This window comes from Pseudomonas sp. p106 (assembly GCF_003936645.1).
GTDB classification, from domain to species: Bacteria; Pseudomonadota; Gammaproteobacteria; order Pseudomonadales; family Pseudomonadaceae; genus Aquipseudomonas; species Aquipseudomonas putida_E.
On record NZ_RHQR01000011.1, the window covers coordinates 110,215 to 131,612 of the forward strand.

Sequence of the window (21,398 nt, forward strand, 5' to 3'; positions counted from 1 at the left end):
CAGCCAGACAGGAGAAACCATGGCCACCGAAGGCGAGCTACTCGATGTCATCGTGATTGGCGGCGGGCAGTCCGCGCTGACGGTGGCCTATTTTCTCAAGCGGGCCAAGCTCTCGTTCCTGCTGCTTGACGCTGAAGAGGCTGCGGGCGGGGCGTGGCGCCATGGCTGGCACTCGCTGACGCTGTTCTCGCCCTCCGCTTGGAGCTCCATCGCGGGCTGGCCGATGCCGCCAGTCACCGAAGGTAATCCTGATAGGGATCACGTGGTCAGCTACCTGGAGCAGTACGAGGCGCGCTACGGGTTTCCTATCGTTCGCCCCGTCAGCATCACGGCGGTGGAGCGGACCGCACGTGGTCTTCGTGTGCGCTCGAAGGACCGCAACTGGGAAGCCCGTGCCGTCATCAGCGCAACGGGGACCTGGAGCAAGCCCAATGTTCCGGCCTATCCGGGGATAGAGCTGTTCCAGGGGCAGCAGATTCACTCCGCCCAGTACCAGTTACCAGAGGCTTTCCAAGGAAAACGCGTGCTGGTCGTTGGTGGTGGCAACTCGGGGGCGCAAATCTACGCGGAGCTGTCCGAGATCGCCGACGCAACGTGGGTAACCACGAAGGAACCGGCGTTTCTGCCTGATGACGTGGATGGCCGGGTGCTGTTCGAACGGGCTACCGAGCGCCTCAAGGCTCAACAGGAGGGCCGTGTTATCGACGCACAGGTCGGTGGGCTTGGTGATATCGTCATGGTGCCCTCAGTAGTCCGGGCTCGCGAGCGCGGGGCCCTTCGTGCTGTAAGGCCTTTCACCTCATTTACGTCGGATGGGGTCGTCTGGCCCAACGGTGAGAAAACCCAGGTCGATGTGGTGGTCTGGTGTACTGGATTCCGGCCGGCACTGGATCACCTTAAGGCACTGGACGTGCTGGATGACTACGGAAGGGTCGAGGTTGATGGGGGGCGTTCTATTCGCGAGCCGCGCCTCTGGCTGGTCGGATATGGCGACTGGACCGGCTTGGCCTCGGCGACGTTGATTGGCGTCACCCGTACCGCGCGCAGCACAGTTAACGAAGTAGTCGAACACCTGAACAGCTTGGAGCAGTCGGATGCATAGCGGAATCGAAATTCGTGTCGCCAGACCAGAGGATGCAGAAGAGATCCAGATCATCTACGCGCCCATCGTACTCAACACGGCCATCTCATTCGAAGAGGCAGTGCCGAGCGTGGAGCAAATGTGTGAGCGTATCTCCACGACGCTGCAAACCTATCCGTATCTGGTGGCTGTGCGAGAAGGACGGGTAGTCGGCTATGCCTACGCCAGTCAGCACCGGGCGCGTGCGGCGTACCGGTGGACGGTGGATGTGACGGTGTATGTCGCCGAGGGGCAGCGCCGCAGCGGAATTGCTCGGCAGCTCTATGACGTGCTGCTGCCGGTTCTGAAGCGTCTGGGATATCGCTCGGCGTATGCCGGTATCGCCTTGCCGAATGAAGGCAGTGTCGGGCTGCACGAACGACTCGGTTTTCAGCACATCGGTACGTTTCCGCAGGTCGGATTCAAGCTCGATGCTTGGCATGATGTGGGGTATTGGCGGTTTGAGTTCGGTGACGACGGCCTTCGACCCGAGGCTCCAATGAGCTTCGTATCCTAAACCCGAATGCCACGCTAGAGCGTCCCAGCCCGCGCCGTTGCTGGCTGCGACAGCACTAATCCTCCAACACATGTGAGTAAACCTGAATCGTCCCAGTTTTGTAGACACCTCCAAACCTAATAATGATGCCCAAAGATTGGTGAAATGGTGCTTGCACTACAGGGGGCTAGTTGAAAAGGGCCAAGAAACGGCTGAAATTGACAGCGGCAATGGCAAGGCCGCTCAGTACGATAACTGTCGTGTAGATCGGGTGGTCTTTGACGATTTCAATTAACACAACAGGATGCACCCCGTTCCGCTCGTACCATTTGGATTTTGTCTTCAAGGACTTTTCATGTGTACGCTCGAAGAAGTTCGCAAACATATCGAGCTTCCTTAGGGTCGATTGATGCATTTTTATGTACTCAGCGTTCACAAAGGCGGCAGCCTCATCAGCGCCGGGCAGTGCGTCTTGGTCGCTGGCATTATTGAGTTCAGCCAATGCCATGATCCTGCCTTTCCTTCCCCTACTATCGGCATGCGGGGCATAGTTTCTTCCATATAACGCAACCAGCTCACGCGCAAGGTCAACCTTCTTGTCATCCGGCAGCTCTACGGGTTTGCCCCCGAGCACCCGAAAGCGATGCTCAAGCGCAAAGAACCCGAAATTTTCGTCTCGCATGTTCCAATGCAGGAACCGACAATCCTTGTGCTTATCAAGCCATTGGAAAAAACCTTTCAGCATCGACTTTTCGAATTTATTGAGCTCTGCTTGCATGCTGGAGAGCTGTTTGCTGAGCTCTGCTTCTTTATGGATGGACCACGATTTGGTTTGGCCGGTTTTTAGGTTCCGTGTGGCGATGGATGTCACACGTTTCGACTCCCCCGTATCATTTTCATAAAACGATTCGCAGGAGTAGTGAATTACGTAAACTCGGTTCGCGTCCAGGTAGAGGTCTTCGATTAACGCTCTGCTCCTTTTGCGATCCTTTACCCGATCTAGCTCTGCTCCCACACCTTTCCCCTCAACCCAATGCACTGTAGGCGAAGCTGGTGATTTTGCCCTCAAATGTGGGTACCCGCTAGATTCACCCCTAGCTTTGCCTTTGACTCTTCCTGAGGGTATACCGCTTGGGGATAATCAGCCGGCTTTGTCTTGGTGGATTGCCCTACAAATCGACGTGGCCTTCACCAAGCCGCTCCCAATGCCGGCCGTCAGAACGTAGGACCATTCGCTTCCGCCGAAGCGGGCTGGTGGGCGTGAGCCAACAGGCGTATCCTACAAGTGCTTGCTCCGAGACTTGTTGGCCTACAGCCTCCCCTTGGAGACATCTGATAGCCCGCCGCTGAGGCGGGCTTCTTTGCTATCGGGTCGCAGCGCCTTTGGTTTGCTAGCTTCCCAAGCTAGGCTCTGCCAGGGCGCATGCCCATCAGCGGTCTACCCGCCTCCCTAAGCACGACGATTATCGACGTACCCAAATCCTTAATCAGGCGCATGGAAAGCAGGCGGAGGTTTGGCGAAATTCGCTTACGCAGCCATTGCTTCGCAGGATTCTGCGCAGGTCATGCAGGCCTGGGCGCATTGCTGACAGTGGTCTGCCTTATGCTTACCGCACTCCTCCCCGCAGGCCCGGCAAATTTTGGCGCATAGGGCACAAAGCTCTTTGGCCAGCATGCTTTCTCGTGCCATCAAGGTAGCCGCAAGGTTGCACATATCTGCGCAATCTCTGTCCAGCTTGATGCAGTCAGCCATCATTTTTACATCTTGTTCTTGTAGGCAGGCTGACGCACAGCCTTCACAGGCCAGCGCACAGCGCAGGCATTCCGAGATGCATTCTTCAAAGCGACTGTTCATGGTCATATCTCCGGTATCGGGTCGATTTGATGCCAGTGCACCGTCTCATGACGGTATGTAGCGTTCGACCTGACGGGGTCCTGAAGATTGATTACATTTCTGTAAGCTTGTCCGAATCCTCTCGGTGTGAAGGCGTGCCCGATCATTTAAGGCTGGAACATCACTGCTTATGAATGCTCACGATCTTCGCGACGCTTCCTTCCATACGGAACCCAAATTTCACCTTGTCTCCTACGTTCAAGCCCTTCAGCTGTGCAGGCTCAGCATGGAAACCCATGGTCATCGCCGGCCATTTGAGCTCTGCTACCGGGCCGTGGGCCAATGTGATTTTTCCGCTTTGAGGATCCAGCGCCTTTATTGCCCCTTCAGCATGCGCGGTGGGTGCCGCCTGGGTGCCTTGGCCTCCTTCGGCGGAAGCTGGCATGTTCTTCATGTCCATACCATCCATGTCCTGGGCATGCACACTGGCGGCGAAAGCTGTGACCAGGGCTGCGATGACGATTAGCTTTTTCATTGGTTTTCTCCTGAGGGGTTGGGGGTAGTGACAGTAAGTTCGCGGCGACGGATCAGCCAGTACGCCGCAGGTATTACAAACAGGGAGAGCAACGGAGCGGTTAGCATGCCGCCGACCATGGGCACCGCGATGCGACTCATGACCTCGCTGCCGGTACCGCTGCTCCAGAGGATGGGCAGCAGGCCTGCAACGATGACCGCCACGGTCATTGCCTTGGGTCTGATGCGCTGCACCGCACCCTCACGGATTGCGCCGAGCAGCGCTGCTCGTGTGGTTTCGCCACTGGCCTGACGCTCAGCCCAAGCGTTATTCAGGTAAATGAGCATAATCACGCCAAACTCCGCCGCTACGCCGGCCAAGGCAATGAAACCAACGCCTGTGGCCACCGACAGGTTGTAGCCCAGCAAGTACAGCAGCCAAACGCCTCCGGTTAGCGCGAACGGTAGCGTGCCCATGATGAGTAGCGCCTCACCGAGGCGCCCAAAAGTCAGGTAGAGCAGCACGAAGATGATGGCCAGCGTCGCCGGCACCACCCAGGCCAGGCGTGCGTTAGCGCGCTCCAAGTATTCGAACTGCCCGGAGTAACTCAAGCTCATGCCCGGATCTAGCTTTACCTCGGTGTCGATCACCTGCCGCAGGTCTGCCACAACAGACGATAGGTCTCTGCCGCGCACATCGACGTACACCCAGCCCGAGGGGCGAGCATTTTCGCTCTTGAGCATGGGCGGGCCATCGGCAATACGTATGCGGGCCACGGTGCCAAGCGTCAGCTGGCCCCCCTGCGACGTGTAGATCGGCAGCTGACGCAACGCCTCCACGGAATCACGCCATTCACGTGGATAGCGCACGCTAATGGGAAAGCGAGCTAACCCTTCAACCGTTTCCCCAATGGTTTCGCCACCTATGGCACCGGCTACAATAGCCTGTACGTCGGTAATGTTCAGGCCATAACGCGCAGCGGCATGGCGGTCGATGTCCAAATCAATGTAGCGACCGCCAGTCAAACGCTCTGCCAGGGCCGAAGTCACTCCAGGCACCTTTATCGCTGCCCGCTCTACAGCAAGGGTAGCCCGGTCTATCTGGTTCAGATCGCTGCCGGCAACCTTGACGCCGATCGGACTCTTGATGCCGGTGGCCAGCATGTCAATCCGATTGCGGATAGGCGGAATCCAGATATTGGTGAGCCCAGGCACACGCACGATACGGTCAAGCTCTTCGATTAGCTTCTCAGTGGTCATACCTGGACGCCATTCACTCTTGGGCTTGAGCCGCACGGTGGTCTCGAACATCTCCAGCGGTGCAGGGTCAGTGGCCGATTCGGCGCGGCCGGCCTTACCAAAGACGCTGGCTACCTCGGGGACTGTACGAATCAAGCGATCCGTTCGCTGCAACAGCTCTGAAGCTTTCTGCGCGGAGAGTCCAGGCAAGGCTGAAGGCATGTAGAGCAGATCACCTTCATCAAGTGGGGGAAGAAACTCGCCACCCAGATGGTTCAAGGGCCACAGACTGCTGAGCAGGATGAGCAATGCTCCAGCGAGGGTAAGCAAGGGCCGGCGCAGGACGACCTCCAATGCCGGACGGTACAGCCGGATGAGGCCCCGGTTGAGCGGGTTGCGCTGTTCCGCAGGCAGTGGCCCTCTGATCCAGTACCCCATCAGCACCGGTATCAGGGTCACCGATAGCGCAGCCGCCGCTGCCATCGCGTAGGTCTTGGTAAAGGCCAGGGGGGCAAAGAGGCGGCCCTCCTGGGCTTGCAGCGTGAACACCGGGATGAACGAGAGCGTGATGATCATGAGGCTGAAGAACAGCGCTGGTCCAACCTCGACGGCCGCCTCCGTCATTACGTTCCAATGCGCTTCGCCCCGCAAAGGTTGACCAGGATGCTGGGCATGCCAGGCCTCTACACGTTTGTGGGCGTTCTCGATCATGACCACGGCAGCGTCCACCATTGCACCGATGGCAATAGCGATTCCGCCAAGGGACATGATGTTGGCGTTGATGCCCTGATGACGCATGACGATCAGCGCAATCAGGATTCCCACGGGCAGCGACACGATGGCCACCAGCGACGAGCGCAGGTGCCAGAGAAACGCTGCGCATACCAACGCCACTACCACAAACTCCTCGACCAGTTTGTGACTGAGGTTCTCCACAGCACGGTCGATCAGCTGGCTGCGGTCGTAGACGGTGACAAGCTCCACCCCGGCAGGCAGGCCTTTCTTCAGGGTTTCGAGCTTGGCCTTGACGTGCGCGATGGCCTCACGAGCATTCTTGCCGCTGCGCAGGATAACCACTCCACCTACGGCTTCACCGAGGCCGTCCAGTTCACCTATGCCTCTGCGGGCTTCCGGACCTATCTGCACCGTAGCGACATCGCCTAAGTTCACCGGCACGCCCTTGGTAGCCAGTCGCAGAGGGATCGCTCTGAAATCGTCCAGCGATCCTAGGTAGCCGGCCGCACGAACCATGAATTCTGCTTCGCCTTGCTCCAGCACACCACCGCCGGTCTCCTGGTTGGCCTTACCTATAGCCTCTATCACCTCAGCTTGGGTGATACCGAGGCTGGCCATGCGAAGCGGATCGAGGAGGACTTGGTATTGCTTGACCATACCGCCGATGGTGGCCACCTCAGCGACATCCGGCAGGGTCTTGAGCTCATAGCGCAGGAACCAGTCCTGCAGGCTGCGCAGTTGCGACAGGTCATGGCCACCGTTGCGATCGACCAGCGCATACTGAAAAATCCACCCGACTCCGGTGGCGTCCGGTCCGAGTACCGGCTTGGCTGCCGCAGGTAATCGCGATTGTGCCTGGCTCAGGTACTCAAGAACCCGAGAGCGCGCCCAATACAGATCGGTGCCGTCCTCGAACAGCACGTAGACGAAGCTGTCACCGAAGGCGGAGAAGCCGCGTACCGTTTTGGCCTCCGGAACCGAGAGCATTGTGGTGGTCAGCGGATAGGTCACCTGATTCTCAACGATCTGAGGAGCCTGACCTGGGTGGGACGTGCGGATGATCACCTGTACATCCGACAGGTCGGGCAAGGCGTCGATTGGCAGACTGCGCACCGAGACGAAGCCCCATGCCACCAGAAACAGCGTAGCGAGCAGCACCAGTACACGGTTGCCTACCGACCAGCGGATCAGTTTGGCAATCATGGTTGGCCCTCCAACACTTTGATCTGCTCAACCACCATGCCCTCGTCGCGTTCGCGTATCCCAAAGCGAATCTGTGCACCGACCTTGAGGCCATCAAGGAGCGACTGATCAGCCACCGGGAAGGTCATGGTCATCCCAGGCATACCCAGGGTGAGGAAGGGACCATGGTCAACGGTGAGCTGGGCTCCGTCTATCTGCACGATACGGCCGTTCGCTTCATGTAAGGCGGGCCCCGCTTTTGGCTGAGCGTCTTGCGCCGTCGCCGCTTCGATGCCTTTCAAATTAGCTTCGGAGTCCAGTAGGAATTGCCCCGACGCTACGATGCGCTGACCTGCCTGAAGGCCCTGCAACACCGCAACTTGCCCCTTGCTCTCCTGACCCAACACGACTTCCACCGGTCGGAAGCGACCACCTTCTTCAGCCAGCATCACCAGATCCCGCTTGCCGGTACGTATGACCGCCTCGGCAGGCACCAAGAGGCTCTGCTCGGCAGACACGCCGGGATTGAGAGCCACTTGAGCGGTCATCCCAGGACGAAGCCGTCCATCCGGGTTGGGCAACTCGATACGCAGGCGCAACGTGCGGCTTTGCAAATCGGCATCAGCCAACAGCGCGGTCAACTTGCCCGGTACCGGATCGCCTGGGAAAGCTGGCAATTGCGCTTGCACAGGCTGGCCTTCGCGCAGGCCTTGAGCCTGGGCTTCTGGCACAGCGGCTTCCAGCCAGACGTTGGCCACTCCGTTGATCCTTGCCAAGGTAGTCCCCGGCGTCAGCGTCATGCCGGGTCGCAGATCGAGAACCTGGATGACACCGGCAGTGGGCGCGGAAAGTGTGACCGAGAGCTGTACCTTTCCAGTGCTCGCGACCCGGTTGATCAGGTAGACCGGCATGCCGGAGAGCAGGAGCCGCTGTCGTGCCGCCGCTGTCAGTTGAGCGTCGCCGGAATGCCGCAACGCCAGATATTCCTCCTGCAAACCAGCCCACTCCGGGGTCAGCACATCGGCTAGGGGAGCCCCTTTAGCAACTATATCCCCCGCCGCCCGGCCATATACGCGTTCGACGTAACCGCCAGTACGGGCCTGCAACACGCTGAAGTCGCGTTCGTCGAACGCCAGAACGCCGCTCACGCTCAGGGATCGTTCAAGCCTGCCAGCCATCACCGTTGCCAATCGCATCCCGAGATTTTGCTGGAGCCCAGCCGAGACCTGAACCGCAGGCTGCCCCTTGTCATCCGTCTCGCCTGAATACTTGGGCACGAGCGGCATGTCCATGAACGGCGACTTTCCGGGTGCCGGGAAATGCTGCTGGGGATACATCGGGTCGTACCAATACAGCGCTTTTTGCTCACCTACTGGCTGCGATGGGGTAACCGTGCCCCGTCCACCTAGCCAGAAGCCCGCGCCTGCTCCAATAGCAAGGGCAGCAGCCACAACCAACCCAATCGACCTATTCCTCATGCCCGCACCTCTCCATATACGAAATGCAGACGCGCTGCTGTTGCAGCCAACTGTCCTTGCAGATCCACATCCTGTAACAGCGCTTCCACGCGTTGCCGACGTGCCGACAGCACTTCACTCAACGGCGACTTACCGGCGCGGTAGTCCGCCAGAGCGAGGCGTACCCGGTCCTCGGCCAGAGGTAGAAGCGTCTCGCGACTGCGCCGCACCGCCCGCTGCAAACGTTGGTACTCGGCAAGGTCTGTTTCAAGCTGGGCTTGATGCTCGCGCAGGGCTGCATCCTGCTCATCCTCCAACTGACGAACTTGCGCGCGTCGTGCCGCAATCATCGGGTCTTGCCGGGAGCCGGTGAACAACGGCAGCTGGAAGCTGACTTGCAAGCTGACCATGTTGCTGAAGTCCGGGCCACGACGCTGATAATCCACCCCCCAAGACCAATCCGACTTCTTTTCTGCCTGGGCCTGGTGTACCTGGGCTTGCGCCTCGCGTGTCATGGCGTTGTAGGTATTGAGCTCCGGGTGGGCATGTACGGAGTGCAGGTATTCAGCTGCGTCTACAGGCCAGAGTGGGAACGTCGGCGCCCCTACTTCGGCGTCCTGCCCAATCCAGCGCTTCAGCGCGGATCGCGCTTGAGCTGCCTGACTCAATAAAACATCCTTCTGCTCGTCCAGCTGCGCCAATTCCTGTTTCGGAGCCAGCGTATCGGTCGTCGAGCCTGCGCCACCGGCCAGGCGCGCCCGCACCGTAGAAGCCAGCAGCTGGTTTTCTTTGTAGAAAGCGTCGAACTGTTCAAGTTTTCGCTGCACGGTGTACGCATTAACCCAAGCCTGCGCGGTTGCCGCTCGAATCTTCAGGCGCTCGAAGACCGCCTCAGCATCGGCTCGCTCGACCGTGGCCTGAGCTGTCTCTACGCGAGCTTTACGTTTGTCCCGGTTCGGTACGTCCTGGGACAGGCCAACCACCTGCATGGTCATGAAGTCTCTGTTCAAGCTCCAGCGATCAGCGCCTTCAATCGGCAGGTTTTGTACTCCAAGATTCAGGCGCGGATCGGGTAGTTCGCCCGCTGGAATGACCAAGTTGCGCGCAGCTGATGCCTGCTCTTGGCGGGCTTGTAGAGAGGGAGCGTTGCGTTCAGCCAGTTGCAGCGCTTCATCCAGCGGCAGCGTTGTCGCCTGTGCTGAGACAGCCGGCAGCAGTATGAAAAGGACGGCAGTGGGAGTTCGTCCCTGAAAACGTTGGGGAGTCATGAGAATGATTCCTCGAAAGATCAGCGCCCAGGCGCGTGCCATCGGCCCGCTGCTAGGCAGAACGATGGTGTGAAATTAAGAGGGAGTCAGACGCGGGGAGGACGCCATGGATCGGGGGGAGAACCTGTTGCTATGCCTACAGCGTAGGTATCGGCAGGTCGTGGCTTGGCATAGGTCAGTCCAGGCGTCAGGAAGCTGAGCTGCACTGTGCTGGCAGTTCTGCACTCCTGGCCTACCTTGCAGGATTTGGCATGGTCACCAGTCTTGCCCGGCTCTTGGTCCTGGCAGCAGTCATGGTCCATGCCCGCCATCATTTCCATGCCCATGGTCTGCATTGGGCAAGGTTCAGTCGCCGAATCGATGCCCGCCATCCCGTTAAGCGGAAGCGCCACGATAAGCATCAGGATGGTGAGCAGTCGAATGAAGCGTTTCATGATGGGCGAATATAGGTTACCGGGATGAATTCAGCATTAAGAGGCTTCACCAAACAACCGCTTGGAGGCTGGAAGGCTGATGTAAAAGGTTGTGAATCCCTCCGCTGAAGTACACCAAATTCGTCCGCTGTGAGCCTCGATGATGGAGCGTGTTATCGACAGGCCCAGGCCTGCATTGCTTGGTCCGCCTTCGCGTCTGGCTGGATCAGCCCGATAGAACCGGTCGAAGATCTTGCCAATGTGCTGAGGATCGATGGTTACTCCGCTGTTACGTATGGACAACGTCACGTTTTCACGTGTTTGCTCGATCTGCACTGATATCTCGTTGCCTTCCGGGGTGTAGCGCAACGCGTTCGATAAAAGGTTGGAAAGCGCTCGGTCAATCATCAAGAGATCGCCACGAACCTTGCCACGACCTTGGAGGGTCAGCTGGATGCCTTGATCCTCAGCCAGAAACTGGTAGTACTCGAACAGCTTGGATACGAGTTCGGAGAGCTCCACATCAATCTGCTCAGGCACGATCAGACCGTTATCCGCCTTCGCGAGGAAAAGCATGTCGTCGATCATGCGCGACATGCGCTTGAGGTCTTCAAGGTTCGAATAGAGGTTTTCCTCATAGGCATCCAGGTCACGCTTCTTGGTGAGCACCACTTCGGTATGGGTAAGTAGGTTGCTGACCGGCGTTCTCAACTCATGAGCGATATCGGCAGAGAAGTTGGACAACCGAACGAATGCATCCTCCAACCGTCCCAGCATCCCGTTGAAAGACAGGATGAGCTCCTGAAGCTCTAGCGGTACGGGCTCCAGCGGAATGCGCTCGCGGAGCGATCTTGCCGACATCCCGGTGGCCACTTTGGTGATTTGCCCGACAGGCCGAAGCCCACTCTTGGCAACGACCCAGCCCAAGCCTGCGCTCACAATCGCGCTGATCACCAAGCCGATGCCGAACCACCATTGCAGGGTGACAAAGAAATGCGCGTGAGTGGTGACATCGAGCATCAGCACGGCCGTCACCGGTTCCGGCTCGCCCGCGATGGTCATCTGGGCGGTGATACCGCGGAAGTTCTGCGCTTCATCCTGCCATTCCCAAACTGCGCCCCGGTGCGCCTGCTCGAACTGCTTAGGAATTTGCGAAGCCTTGGGATCTGAAAAAAGGACCGTTCCGTCAGCCTTGGTGATTTTCGCCGACAGATCCTGATGTGCGCCGAGCAATGCCCGCAGCTGCTGCTTCTGATCGTCGAGCCCGCCTCGCGCTACTGAAATGGACAGAATATGACGCGTTGACTCCAGCTTTTCGGAGAGCGCCTGCTCATCCAGCATCCGGAAATGGTGCTGGCTGAGCCCGTAGAAAGCCACGCCGGCAACGACCAAGACAGCAGTCACCGCGAACATGAACATCAGGGTCAGTCGCTTGACGAGCGATGATTGCGGGCGCATCACTCGGCCACATCCATCATGTAGCCCATGCCTCGGGCGGTATGGATGAGCTTTGGCGCGAAGTCGTCATCAATCTTGGCCCGCAGTCGGCGAATCGCGACCTCGATCACGTTGGTGTCACTGTCGAAGTTCATGTCCCAGACCTGAGAAGCGATCAGCGACTTGGGGAGCACCTCCCCGCGTCGGCGCATGAGCAGCTCCAAAAGGGCAAACTCCTTGGCAGTAAGGTCGATCCGCTTGCCGTTTCGCGTAGCCCGGCGCTTGAGCAGGTCAACCTCAAGGTCCGCCATCTTCATGGTGGTTTGAGCAGAACCACCGTTGCCTCTGCGCAGCAGTGTGCGGACCCGAGCCAACAGCTCAGAGAACGCAAAGGGCTTCACAAGGTAGTCATCAGCACCCAGCTCCAAGCCTTTAACGCGATCATCTACGCCATCACGGGCCGTGAGAAAGAGGACCGGCACGTCTTTCCCCGCTGCCCGGATCTTGCGCAGGACCTCCCAGCCATCGAGCCCCGGCATCATTACGTCCAAGATCAGCAAGTCATACGCTTCGCTCTGCGCCTGTTGCAGGGCGTCAGTGCCTGTCATCACCCGGTCTACAGTGAAGCCAGCCTCTGTTAGGCCTTGCTGGAGGTAGACACCGGTTTTCGGCTCATCTTCGGCTACGAGTAATTTCATCTGCTCTCATCCACGCGGAGTGCATCTCCAGTTTGCAGGAAAAAAGACGCCCAACCAGAAGCTGACGGAAAAGTAATGTCGCGATCAGTTTTCTGACAGCACCGCGAGGCTAATTTGACCCTGTACCTGACGCCATGAGGCGCAGAACCCACTGAGGATCTCCAGATGAACATGGTCAAAGCAATTGTGATGGTCGTTACCTTCGGCATGGCAGGCATCGCCCTGGCAGAGGGCGGCGCGGACCGGACCTTTGCGCGGATGGAAGCGGCTCGCCAAAACTCCATGCAGGCCTATCAGGTTGCGCAGCAGGAGAAAGAGCAGCCGCCGGTCGCCGCACAGTCCAGCAAGCATGTCGGCCACGAGAGCTGCTGATCCGAGCTTACAGAAATGTAATCACTCCGGAATCTGAACTATGGCAGTTTCAGACTACGGCCTCTCATCAGCCTCGCGCAGTAGCGAAAGTCTACGAGACTGGTGAGAGCTCCAACGAACCCAAGGGCTGCGCCATCGAGCAGCCTGGATATCAGCGATCTACCTGACTGGACGCAACGGCATGCAAAGCAAAACCACGAGACGATCATTCGTCAAAGGCCTGGCCGCTACCGGACTTCTGGGTGGGCTCGGCATGTGGCGCGCGCCGGTCTGGGCTGTGACCAGCCCTGGCCAACCGAACGTGCTCAGCGGCAATGAATTCGACCTGTATATCGGTGAACTGCCCGTCAACATTACGGGGGCAGCTCGTACGGCCATGGCCATCAACGGCTCCGTGCCAGGGCCGATCCTGCGATGGCGCGAAGGCGACACCGTGACGCTGCGCGTACGCAACCAGTTGAAACAGGACACCTCCATTCACTGGCACGGCATAATCCTGCCCGCCAATATGGACGGTGTGCCGGGCTTGAGCTTTCACGGCATCGCTCCCGATGGCATGTACGAATACAAGTTCAAGGTCCATCAGAACGGCACTTACTGGTATCACAGCCACTCAGGCCTCCAAGAGCAGTCTGGGGTCTATGGCGCACTGGTGATCGATGCTAAGGATCCCGAGCCGTTTGTATATGACCGCGATTACGTCGTCATGCTCAGCGATTGGACGGATGAGGACCCGGCGCGGGTGCTCTCCAAACTCAAGAAGCAGTCCGACTATTACAACTTCCACAAGCGCACGGTCAGCGACTTCGTTGACGACGTGAGCGAGAAAGGCTGGTCGGCCGCTGTAGCGGATCGGAAGATGTGGGCTGAAATGAAGATGAGCCCCACCGACCTCGCAGATGTGAGCGGGTATACCTACACCTACCTCATGAACGGCCAAGCTCCGAACGGCAACTGGACGGGTATCTTCAAGCCCGGCGAGAAGATCCGCCTGCGATTCATCAACGGCTCGGCCATGACCTATTTCGATGTCCGGATTCCTGGGCTCAAGATGACGGTTGTGGCTGCCGACGGCCAGTACGTCAAACCCGTATCGGTCGATGAGTTCCGGATCGCCGTTGCTGAAACCTACGATGTCATCGTCGAGCCTGAAAACGAACAGGCCTATACGATTTTCGCGCAATCCATGGACCGTACCGGGTATTCCCGAGGCACCCTGGCAGTTCGCGAAGGCTTGCAAGCGCCCGTACCGGCGGTAGATCCACGCCCGATCATCGCCATGAGCGATATGGGCATGGACCACGGCAGCATGGGCGGAATGGATCATGGCAGCATGGCTGGCATGGACCAGGGCAGCATGGCCGGCATGGATCACAGCAAGATGGCTGGAATGGACCACGGCAGCATGGCCGGTATGGACCACAGCAAGATGACTGGGATGGGCAATGAAGGCATGGCCGGCATGAGCGGCGCAATGCAAAGCCATCCGGCTTCCGAGACCAACAACCCACTGGTCGATATGCAGACTATGTCGCCAACGCCAAAGCTGAACGATCCGGGAATTGGCCTACGCAACAACGGGCGTCGAGTGCTGACGTACGCCGATCTGCGGAGCACCTTCATCGATCCCGATGGTCGAGAGCCTGGACGGACAATCGAACTGCACCTTACCGGCCACATGGAGAAGTTCGCGTGGTCGTTCGACGGTATCAAATTCTCCGACGCTGAACCGCTGCGGTTGAAATATGGCGAGCGTCTTCGCATCACCTTGGTCAACGACACCATGATGACTCACCCCATCCACCTCCACGGTATGTGGAGTGATCTGGAGGACGAGAACGGCAACTTCATGGTTCGCAAGCACACCATCGACATGCCACCTGGCTCAAAACGAAGCTATCGCGTCACCGCAGATGCCTTGGGACGTTGGGCCTATCACTGTCACCTACTGTTCCACATGGAAATGGGCATGTTCCGAGAAGTACGTGTGGACGAATGAACTGGAGATTTGAGATGAGCAAACCAATGAAACGAAGCGCCTTTTTCCTTTCTGCTGCGATGGTAGGCATTCTGGCTGTTTATGCCCCGTCGTCGTGGTCCAGCGACAATCATGATCAGCATTCCCAGAAAACCACAGAGGCCGGCAAAGCCAAAGGCTCGCAGGACAAGCAGGGCCGGGGGATGAACCATGAAGGCATGGACCATGGTTCCATGGAAGGTATGGACCACGGCTCGATGAAGGGAATGGACCATGGCTCGATGGAAGGCATGGACCACGACAAAATGATGAAATCGCATGGCAGCGACAAAGCTAAGGCAGGGAAAGATGGCCAATAGCCTCGGGCGGCCTTCGCTGCTGGCTCTGACCGTTTCGATCAGCATGCTGGGCGTAACGCCCAGCTTCGCTGCTGAAGAAATGGATCACTCGGGCATGGATCATTCGAAAATGGGGCACGGCTCCATGCAAATGGATGCTGCTCCATCCGAATCGATGCCGGCGATGGATCACAGCAAGATGGGGATGGGCAAACAGCAGAAAAAGCCTGCCCCTGTTGATCACAGCCAGATGGGGCATGCTCAAAGCAAGAGTAAATCCAGCCCGGTGGACCACAACAAGATGGACCACAGCAAAATGAACCATGGAAACATGCAGGGCATGGATCACGGCTCTATGAAGGGCATGGACCATTCCCAGATGAACCATAGCTCAGCGACTTCTCCGACCACGACGAGCCGCACGCCGATTCCAGTGCTCACTGATGCGGATCGCGAGTCGGCCTTTCCGCCCCTGGGTGGCCACCAAGTGCACGACAGCGGAATCAACAGCTTCTTCCTGTTGGACCAGCTCGAATACCAGGACGCCGATGAGGGCAGCACCCTGGCCTGGGACGCATCAGGCTGGATAGGCGGCGACATTAATCGCCTCTGGGTTCGTTCGGAAGGCGAGCGCACCAATGGGGTAACCGAAGATGCTGAGCTGCAACTCCTGTACGGGCGCTCGGTCAGCCCTTGGTGGGATGTGGTCGCCGGGGTCCGCCAGGATTTCAAACCGGAATCCCCACAGACCTGGGCAGCCTTTGGTATTCAGGGCATGGCTCTGTATGACTTCGAGGCCGAAGCCACGGCGTTTATAGGCGAGAACGGTCAGACTGCTGCGCGTCTTGAGGGCGAATACGACATCCTGCTGACCAATCGCTTGATTTTGCAGCCCACGGCCGAGGTCAATTTCTATGGCAAGAACGATCCTGAGCGCGGCGTTGGCTCGGGCCTTGCCAATACCGAAGTCGGGCTGCGCCTACGGTATGAAATTGTCCGCCAGTTTGCTCCATACATAGGCGTTACCTGGAGCCGCTCCTACGGCAACACCGCTGACTTCATCCGAGACGAGGGTGGAGATGTTGATGAGGCACGCTTCGTTGCCGGTATCCGGATGTGGTTCTGAGAATTCCAACATGAAAAAAACAATTACAACGCTGCTTGGGGCCGGTGCTGTCGGAAGTGCTGCGGTATTGGGCACAGCCTATTTCGGTCTGGTGAATGTCGGCGCTGATGATCCTCACTTCCCGGCAGTCCATTCCTTTCTCGCCATGGCTCGTGATCGGTCTATTGAGGTTCGAGCGCGAGACATCGAAGTCCCTGATCTGAAGGAAGCCGCGTTGATCAAAGCGGGGGCGGGCAACTACAACGCCATGTGTATAGGCTGTCACCTTGCCCCTGGCGTTGGGAAGACTGAGCTAAGCCAAGCGCTATACCCGTCGCCACCCGACCTCACCAAGGTGGGTGTCGGAGGCGATCCAGCCGCCGCATTCTGGACAATCAAGCACGGTATCAAAGCCACGGGCATGCCCGCCTGGGGCAAGAGCATGGGCGATGAGTACATCTGGGGAATCGTCGCGTTCCTGGATCAACTGCCCCAGATGAATGCCGAGCAGTACAAGGCCTTGGTGGCCACGAGCGGCGGCCACCAGCACGGCGGCGGTGAAAGCGATATGCACAACCATGAGGGCCAGCACGGCGGGAGCGGTCGTGCCGAGCATGGTGATCACGATGAAGCGGCAGACGACGATCATGCCCAGGCAGCTCACGACCATGGAGCTGCACCCGCAGGCTCCGCTCAAGCGGCAGATCATCACGGTGACCACAATGCGGCCGAGGCCCATTCGGATGCCCACCCGACATCGTCGCCAAAGACGCATGTTCACAAAGACGGTAAGGAGCACACTCATGCCAACTAACCGGATATTCGTTCGGCTAGCCGCTATCGCTGGGCTTCTGGTGACCTCGGCGGCCTATGCTGCCGAGCCATTGTCCATCGACGTTCACCGAGACGCGAACTGCGGTTGCTGCAAGAAGTGGATCGCGCACCTGGAAGCCAATGGTTTCAAAGTGACCGACCATGTTGAGACGGACATGAGCGCAGTGAAACAGAAGCTGGGCGTAGCGCCACGGTTAGCGTCCTGCCACACAGCTGTGATCGACGGAAAGTTTGTTGAAGGTCACGTGCCAGCTGAGCAGATTCGAGAACTCAGGGGGCGGAACGATCTAGTCGGGATCGCCGTACCAGGAATGCCAGCTGGGTCCCCAGGCATGGAGGTTGATGGCGTAAGCCATGCCTACCAAGTCATTGGTTTAATCAAAAGCGGCGAGGACCAAGTAGTCGCCAACTATCCAGCCAAATAACGCACCTACCAGGAGGACGGCGGTAGGCTGACTGCCGTCCCTTATTCCCCCGCTAGAAAGCTTCATCAGCTCAACAGGACGACAGAGAGGGGCTACAAAGGGTAGCTAGTCAGATTCACGGCGCTCGCGGACTGGCTTGAGTACGATATCGCCGTTGATGAGCTCGATGGAGAGTCTGTCGCCCGTCGTGACCCCGAGCTCGCGCAAAATGTCATCGGGTAATTCCACAATCACATCGCCGGAGCCGTCGCCGGGATCTAGGCACTTTACCGTGGTGCGCGCTGATTGAGTCATTGGACTCTCCTGCCTGAGCTACCAGTCCTCATCGTACTCCACCAGTCATGAAAGCCGGTAACCAGGCGATCTATTGCCGGAATTGACGCTTCAACCCGGCGTTTTATCAGAGTAAGTCCTGTCCACTCGCTCAGTGCTCAGTTCTGGCCCCGGCAACCGACTCCAGCGGTCCGGTATTCAAGGATTTTCACGTCTCCGTTGGAATCCTCGTAATTCATCTGTGCCGGCATCACGTCACAGCTCGCCTTGGTCGACGTCATGCTGATCACCTTCGCCACGTCGAGCCGCATCCCGTAGCGATAGTGGATCACCTCCGGTGGGTTCTTTCCCTTGGCAGCGGCATAAGCTCGCATAGCTTGCTCATTGGCCTGAATCATCTTTCCATGCAGACGGTCGGATCCTCCTTCGGCGAGTACGGCTGACGAAGCCACTAGGGCCAGGATAGCGGTGATACTTTTGATGACTTTCATTTCAATCACTCCAATAAACGTGACTGAAGATTAGGGGTTGATCGCTGTCAATTGAGTGATACGGGAATTACAAGGTTGTAAGTCCCGCATGTAAAAAGAGGTAGCGTTGCCTCCTCGCCGCATACCAACCTCGCCCTCAGGCAAGCTACTGGTAGACACCCAAGCGTATACGCTCAAGATAGTCCGCTACGACGCTGAACCCGAGCGACGTGTCGAGCATCTCGAAGGGTACAAACCCCAACAAACGGCCGCACGGCCGACAAAGCCACTGCTCCGCGAGCATCTGAGAGCCAAATACCTTCGATGCAAGCTCCAGTCCTTTCGCATACTGGAACGCCACCGCGCTCTGCTGGGCATCCAGACGATGGGCCTGAGCGGGATGGCTCAGACGGTGAATGCTTCTGGTCGATCTTCCTGTGATTCGCCCGACGAGGTTACGAGCCTTGAACAGGCTCGATGACTCGACCATGCACTTCACGTCGCTGAAAAAGAATCCTGTTTGGACTAGACTCAGGAGCTCCAGCTGGCTCAACCCGTCGGGGTGGGTATGAACCAGGTGGAACGTTGGTGGAAAGGCCTGCGATTCAACAGGTGGGCGAGTGCTTGTAGGATTCACTGCATCGACCTCCTCTTGTGCGTTGGCTGCCAGACTAGCCATTTTGATTCCCAAGCACGTCCGGCGCCCTTCCACCTTCACAATAGCCCAATACGGTCACCAATGTGGATGCGATACCGGTGACTTCTAACTAAAATGGCATACCGCCCGTCTAGCAACGTGTACAAGCACTTCAATTAATGAGAATTTTCGCACCATTACCTGGAGAATATGTCGCATCAGCGCTTAAGCGAGGCAATGAGCTTCTAGGTATTAAATCTCTAAAAACTGAAGATTTCTATATAAAACCGATACCTCGTGTTGGCTTCGGGATTAGTAAAACCTTAAGCACCGTGCAAGCAGAGTGGCGGCCGCATCAAGAATTTTATTACCCAAAACTGCTAGACGACCACAAAATTTCCGAACTAGTCCTAAACGACCACACTTTGTATCCTATGATAGCTGCGCTTGGTCGTCATCGAGCGACCGCAATCGTCACACCAAAGACTTGGCAGAAAGTTTGTCCAGATTGCGTTCTCGAAGACTTGAATAACTGCGGAAGCCCCTATATTCATTGCAGGCACGTGTTGGGTTCCGTACAGGTTTGCAGTACTCATGCTTGCACTCTAATCGAAACATGTCCGGCCTGCTCAATGCCACTGAAAAAGCACGAGATTGGTCACCTAGCCAAGTGCAGCAAGCAGGGCAAATGGTCAAGACGTCAAAAGCGAGAATTCGGATCAACCCGTCATATGTACGCCAAATTTGTCGCAGATCTTCTGGGCTACCGCGGCCCGATGATACATGATGGAACGGCAGACTTTATCGCATATGCAAGCCTCATGATTAATCGCACTAGAGAATTCGAACGCACCGAGCTGGATATTTCCAAACTGATTTACAAAGAAATGGGGATTACGTCGAGACTTACCACGAGCAGTATCTCCACCAGTGACAAATTTCCTATGTATGTATTTTTAGGATGTCACACCGCTGAGAATTATTTAAATTTGCTAGCGAACCAAGATGAGCAAGACCTCCTGCGAGAGAAGAAAAAATCCATATTCAATAAACTCTTGCACGAAGCCAATAGAACTAGTCCATATCGTCACGTATCTGCATGAGGATTTCATCTTCGGATACGCGAGATATCCGTATTCCGGCATAACGGTAGAGAACACTCATGGCACAGTGTTCAGTCAGAGAGTATTCTCGGATTGCCCACCGGATTTTACGCAGCTGGTGGTCATGAGTAGACTCAAGCAAATCCGCCATCAACCTTATGCTCCTCGGAAAATGTTCCGGCATTTTAAGGAAAGCGTGGGCGTTTACCACAAGCCTGCATAGAGCAGCGCGGGTGACCTGCTGAGGCTTTCCGTGTACAGAAAGTAAGATCGCCCTAGCTTTAGCGAGCTCTGACGCAAGGGTGAAGTCCCTGGATTGCCAGTCGATTCGAATCTTTCGATCTCTGAGGTAGGGGTTTGCAGCAACATAGTTGACCAACCATTCCCTGTCGTGGCGGTACAACCACTGATAGCCCGGCTTGTCATGACATTTGGGGTTAGCACTGTTTGCAAAGGCTAACCGGCGGGCTTGGAGGTCATTGTCATCAGTAAGGTTATTCGGCCTATCACGACAGACCATAACACCAGCGGATATATCGGCCTCTGGACAGTAGGTCTTGAGGTGTTCCAGCTCCAGATCGAGGAGCCAGCAGAGGAAATAGAACTTGAAGGGCTGCACGATTCGCTCTCGTCGCCGTATGATCTGCAAAACCCAGTCACAGGACCGAACCATTTCTTCAAACTCGGCAGCGCTAGGACTGCACCGAAGTCGCCTGGTTAAGAACTCTCTCAGCATTCCCTCTCTAATTCGACCAGACCTAATAAAACTCATCTCGTCCAAACGGGTCCTGAAAAAATTTCCAGCCTGGATCGCTTTGATCTCATCGGGGTGGTCGAGCCCCCATAGCTGCATACGGGCAATCGCAATGGCCGCGCTGTGTTCTCCACAGTCCATAACCGGCGTTCCACCTGATTCGCCCGGTAGCAACATGCAACGCCAATCTGCCCCTTTGGGAAATCTCATCGCCTGTAGCACTTCGCTGTGGCGCGGACAGACGCAAATGCCCGAAGCTTGATGAATACGATGCCAGTAGGCTAAGCCGCACTCCAGCATGTCCTGTCCGACGCAGCTCTCGCAATATCTAAACGAGGCGTGTTGGAGGAAACGCGACGCTGTTATGCCCAAGGCCATCTTGAGTCCTGTACCCCGATTACCTCCCATTAGAACAACGGCATCGCGGCCCTTCTGTTCATTCAAAAACGGCAAATAAAGCGGTAAAAGTGTGAAGCGATTGATCAACTCTCCTACGGGAATGGCGCCTCCCAGACGCTCAGACAGAGCCCCTAAGCAGCATGGCAAAATGGAACCACAGGTACGCGAGTAGCTACCGAAGAGCTCGTGGCTTGACACGCGGTATCCTGGATTGGCCGCTAGCTTGTGATAGCGCACGGCCAGGCTGTAGAGCGACTCATCCGGGAACGGCTGGGGGAAGAACAGAAGGTTAGCCACTGCCTTGAGCTCCCGATCCTC

Annotated in this window: 22 protein-coding genes; 9 read left to right on the forward strand and 13 right to left on the reverse strand. The window is 57.2% G+C overall.

Annotation, left to right across the window (positions count from 1 at the left end):
* Window positions 1–19 precede the first annotated feature (19 nt).
* Window positions 20–1,102, forward strand: a complete 1,083-nt coding sequence (locus EGJ09_RS15330) for an ArsO family NAD(P)H-dependent flavin-containing monooxygenase (protein ID WP_023048561.1) — start codon at window positions 20–22, stop codon at window positions 1,100–1,102.
* Window positions 1,095–1,637, forward strand: coding sequence for an arsinothricin resistance N-acetyltransferase ArsN1 family B (locus EGJ09_RS15335; RefSeq protein WP_125924296.1), 543 nt, complete (start codon window positions 1,095–1,097; stop codon window positions 1,635–1,637). The genes EGJ09_RS15330 and EGJ09_RS15335 overlap by 8 nt, the downstream gene beginning before the upstream one ends.
* Before the next feature lie 166 nt (window positions 1,638–1,803).
* Here EGJ09_RS15335 and EGJ09_RS15340 read toward each other — a convergent pair whose 3' ends face one another.
* The 9 genes from EGJ09_RS15340 to EGJ09_RS15380 all read right to left on the reverse strand — a co-directional run bounded on the left by EGJ09_RS15340 (window position 1,804) and on the right by EGJ09_RS15380 (window position 12,392).
* Window positions 1,804–2,487, reverse strand: coding sequence for a hypothetical protein (locus EGJ09_RS15340; protein WP_172439589.1), 684 nt, complete (start codon window positions 2,485–2,487; stop codon window positions 1,804–1,806).
* Window positions 2,488–3,144: 657 nt separating this feature from the next.
* Entirely contained in the window at window positions 3,145–3,471 is a 327-nt protein-coding gene (locus EGJ09_RS15345) for a four-helix bundle copper-binding protein (RefSeq protein ID WP_371263243.1), read from the reverse strand.
* 160 nt (window positions 3,472–3,631) lie between these two features.
* A complete protein-coding gene (locus EGJ09_RS15350; protein WP_023048565.1) occupies window positions 3,632–3,985 on the reverse strand; it encodes a copper-binding protein in 354 nt (117 codons plus the stop codon).
* Window positions 3,982–7,140, reverse strand: a complete 3,159-nt coding sequence (locus EGJ09_RS15355; protein WP_125924297.1) for an efflux RND transporter permease subunit — start codon at window positions 7,138–7,140, stop codon at window positions 3,982–3,984. Before EGJ09_RS15355 ends, EGJ09_RS15350 begins: the two co-directional genes overlap by 4 nt.
* On the reverse strand, window positions 7,137–8,597 hold the full coding sequence (locus EGJ09_RS15360; RefSeq protein ID WP_023048567.1) for an efflux RND transporter periplasmic adaptor subunit: 1,461 nt from the start codon (window positions 8,595–8,597) through the stop codon (window positions 7,137–7,139). Before EGJ09_RS15360 ends, EGJ09_RS15355 begins: the two co-directional genes overlap by 4 nt.
* Window positions 8,594–9,844 (reverse strand): TolC family protein, encoded by a 1,251-nt coding sequence (locus EGJ09_RS15365; RefSeq protein WP_023048568.1) that lies wholly within the window; start codon window positions 9,842–9,844, stop codon window positions 8,594–8,596. Before EGJ09_RS15365 ends, EGJ09_RS15360 begins: the two co-directional genes overlap by 4 nt.
* Before the next feature lie 86 nt (window positions 9,845–9,930).
* Window positions 9,931–10,278: a hypothetical protein gene (locus EGJ09_RS15370; protein WP_023048569.1), complete on the reverse strand. Its 348-nt coding sequence runs from the start codon at window positions 10,276–10,278 to the stop codon at window positions 9,931–9,933.
* A 36-nt stretch (window positions 10,279–10,314) separates the two neighbouring features.
* Window positions 10,315–11,715 carry a heavy metal sensor histidine kinase gene (locus EGJ09_RS15375; RefSeq protein ID WP_125924308.1) on the reverse strand — a complete coding sequence of 467 codons (1,401 nt, stop codon included), beginning with the start codon at window positions 11,713–11,715 and terminating at the stop codon, window positions 10,315–10,317.
* Entirely contained in the window at window positions 11,715–12,392 is a 678-nt protein-coding gene (locus EGJ09_RS15380) for a heavy metal response regulator transcription factor (protein ID WP_012316925.1), read from the reverse strand. Before EGJ09_RS15380 ends, EGJ09_RS15375 begins: the two co-directional genes overlap by 1 nt.
* 165 nt (window positions 12,393–12,557) lie before the next feature.
* On the opposite strand from EGJ09_RS15380, the gene EGJ09_RS15385 reads away from it, so the two are divergent.
* The 6 genes from EGJ09_RS15385 to EGJ09_RS15410 all read left to right on the forward strand — a co-directional run bounded on the left by EGJ09_RS15385 (window position 12,558) and on the right by EGJ09_RS15410 (window position 17,444).
* Entirely contained in the window at window positions 12,558–12,764 is a 207-nt protein-coding gene (locus EGJ09_RS15385) for a co-regulatory protein PtrA N-terminal domain-containing protein (protein ID WP_053868003.1), read from the forward strand.
* A 181-nt stretch (window positions 12,765–12,945) separates the two neighbouring features.
* Window positions 12,946–14,763 carry a copper resistance system multicopper oxidase gene (locus tag EGJ09_RS15390; RefSeq protein ID WP_125924298.1) on the forward strand — a complete coding sequence of 606 codons (1,818 nt, stop codon included), beginning with the start codon at window positions 12,946–12,948 and terminating at the stop codon, window positions 14,761–14,763.
* Between the two features lie 14 nt (window positions 14,764–14,777).
* Window positions 14,778–15,101, forward strand: coding sequence for a hypothetical protein (locus tag EGJ09_RS15395; protein ID WP_125924299.1), 324 nt, complete (start codon window positions 14,778–14,780; stop codon window positions 15,099–15,101).
* Window positions 15,091–16,206 carry a copper resistance protein B gene (locus EGJ09_RS15400; protein ID WP_012316929.1) on the forward strand — a complete coding sequence of 372 codons (1,116 nt, stop codon included), beginning with the start codon at window positions 15,091–15,093 and terminating at the stop codon, window positions 16,204–16,206. The genes EGJ09_RS15395 and EGJ09_RS15400 overlap by 11 nt, the downstream gene beginning before the upstream one ends.
* 10 nt (window positions 16,207–16,216) lie before the next feature.
* Complete coding sequence (locus EGJ09_RS15405; protein WP_012316930.1) at window positions 16,217–16,999, forward strand: cytochrome c; 783 nt, start codon at window positions 16,217–16,219, stop codon at window positions 16,997–16,999.
* On the forward strand, window positions 16,989–17,444 hold the full coding sequence (locus tag EGJ09_RS15410; protein ID WP_023048571.1) for a DUF411 domain-containing protein: 456 nt from the start codon (window positions 16,989–16,991) through the stop codon (window positions 17,442–17,444). Before EGJ09_RS15405 ends, EGJ09_RS15410 begins: the two co-directional genes overlap by 11 nt.
* A gap of 105 nt (window positions 17,445–17,549) precedes the next feature.
* Here the strand turns inward: EGJ09_RS15410 and EGJ09_RS15415 are convergent, their stop codons facing one another.
* The 3 genes from EGJ09_RS15415 to EGJ09_RS15425 all read right to left on the reverse strand — a co-directional run bounded on the left by EGJ09_RS15415 (window position 17,550) and on the right by EGJ09_RS15425 (window position 18,866).
* Window positions 17,550–17,738 (reverse strand): AbrB/MazE/SpoVT family DNA-binding domain-containing protein, encoded by a 189-nt coding sequence (locus EGJ09_RS15415; protein ID WP_016489899.1) that lies wholly within the window; start codon window positions 17,736–17,738, stop codon window positions 17,550–17,552.
* A gap of 137 nt (window positions 17,739–17,875) precedes the next feature.
* Complete coding sequence (locus EGJ09_RS15420) at window positions 17,876–18,208, reverse strand: DUF2790 domain-containing protein (RefSeq protein WP_012316932.1); 333 nt, start codon at window positions 18,206–18,208, stop codon at window positions 17,876–17,878.
* Window positions 18,209–18,353: 145 nt separating this feature from the next.
* Window positions 18,354–18,866 carry an antitoxin Xre/MbcA/ParS toxin-binding domain-containing protein gene (locus tag EGJ09_RS15425; protein ID WP_023048572.1) on the reverse strand — a complete coding sequence of 171 codons (513 nt, stop codon included), beginning with the start codon at window positions 18,864–18,866 and terminating at the stop codon, window positions 18,354–18,356.
* 137 nt (window positions 18,867–19,003) lie between these two features.
* Here EGJ09_RS15425 and EGJ09_RS15430 point away from each other — a divergent pair, with 137 nt between their 5' ends.
* Entirely contained in the window at window positions 19,004–19,927 is a 924-nt protein-coding gene (locus EGJ09_RS15430; protein WP_125924300.1) for a TniQ family protein, read from the forward strand.
* Here EGJ09_RS15430 and EGJ09_RS15435 read toward each other — a convergent pair.
* Window positions 19,899–21,377, reverse strand: a complete 1,479-nt coding sequence (locus tag EGJ09_RS15435) for a TniQ family protein (protein WP_031312166.1) — start codon at window positions 21,375–21,377, stop codon at window positions 19,899–19,901. The genes EGJ09_RS15430 and EGJ09_RS15435 overlap by 29 nt on opposite strands.
* Between the last annotated feature and the right edge of the window lie 21 nt (window positions 21,378–21,398).

Excerpts from the sequence above, each read along its gene's own strand:
- EGJ09_RS15330 (WP_023048561.1), top strand. The coding sequence starts at position 20 with ATGGCCACCGAAGGCGAGCTACTCGATGTCATCGTGATTGGCGGCGGG.
- EGJ09_RS15335 (WP_125924296.1), top strand. The coding sequence starts at position 1,095 with ATGCATAGCGGAATCGAAATTCGTGTCGCCAGACCAGAGGATGCAGAA.
- EGJ09_RS15345 (WP_371263243.1), bottom strand. The coding sequence starts at position 3,471 with ATGAACAGTCGCTTTGAAGAATGCATCTCGGAATGCCTGCGCTGTGCG.
- EGJ09_RS15350 (WP_023048565.1), bottom strand. The coding sequence starts at position 3,985 with ATGAAAAAGCTAATCGTCATCGCAGCCCTGGTCACAGCTTTCGCCGCC.
- EGJ09_RS15355 (WP_125924297.1), bottom strand. The coding sequence starts at position 7,140 with ATGATTGCCAAACTGATCCGCTGGTCGGTAGGCAACCGTGTACTGGTG.
- EGJ09_RS15360 (WP_023048567.1), bottom strand. The coding sequence starts at position 8,597 with ATGAGGAATAGGTCGATTGGGTTGGTTGTGGCTGCTGCCCTTGCTATT.
- EGJ09_RS15365 (WP_023048568.1), bottom strand. The coding sequence starts at position 9,844 with ATGACTCCCCAACGTTTTCAGGGACGAACTCCCACTGCCGTCCTTTTC.
- EGJ09_RS15370 (WP_023048569.1), bottom strand. The coding sequence starts at position 10,278 with ATGAAACGCTTCATTCGACTGCTCACCATCCTGATGCTTATCGTGGCG.
- EGJ09_RS15375 (WP_125924308.1), bottom strand. The coding sequence starts at position 11,715 with ATGCGCCCGCAATCATCGCTCGTCAAGCGACTGACCCTGATGTTCATG.
- EGJ09_RS15380 (WP_012316925.1), bottom strand. The coding sequence starts at position 12,392 with ATGAAATTACTCGTAGCCGAAGATGAGCCGAAAACCGGTGTCTACCTC.
- EGJ09_RS15385 (WP_053868003.1), top strand. The coding sequence starts at position 12,558 with ATGAACATGGTCAAAGCAATTGTGATGGTCGTTACCTTCGGCATGGCA.
- EGJ09_RS15390 (WP_125924298.1), top strand. The coding sequence starts at position 12,946 with ATGCAAAGCAAAACCACGAGACGATCATTCGTCAAAGGCCTGGCCGCT.
- EGJ09_RS15395 (WP_125924299.1), top strand. The coding sequence starts at position 14,778 with ATGAGCAAACCAATGAAACGAAGCGCCTTTTTCCTTTCTGCTGCGATG.
- EGJ09_RS15400 (WP_012316929.1), top strand. The coding sequence starts at position 15,091 with ATGGCCAATAGCCTCGGGCGGCCTTCGCTGCTGGCTCTGACCGTTTCG.
- EGJ09_RS15405 (WP_012316930.1), top strand. The coding sequence starts at position 16,217 with ATGAAAAAAACAATTACAACGCTGCTTGGGGCCGGTGCTGTCGGAAGT.
- EGJ09_RS15410 (WP_023048571.1), top strand. The coding sequence starts at position 16,989 with ATGCCAACTAACCGGATATTCGTTCGGCTAGCCGCTATCGCTGGGCTT.
- EGJ09_RS15415 (WP_016489899.1), bottom strand. The coding sequence starts at position 17,738 with ATGACTCAATCAGCGCGCACCACGGTAAAGTGCCTAGATCCCGGCGAC.
- EGJ09_RS15420 (WP_012316932.1), bottom strand. The coding sequence starts at position 18,208 with ATGAAAGTCATCAAAAGTATCACCGCTATCCTGGCCCTAGTGGCTTCG.
- EGJ09_RS15425 (WP_023048572.1), bottom strand. The coding sequence starts at position 18,866 with ATGGCTAGTCTGGCAGCCAACGCACAAGAGGAGGTCGATGCAGTGAAT.
- EGJ09_RS15430 (WP_125924300.1), top strand. The coding sequence starts at position 19,004 with ATGAGAATTTTCGCACCATTACCTGGAGAATATGTCGCATCAGCGCTT.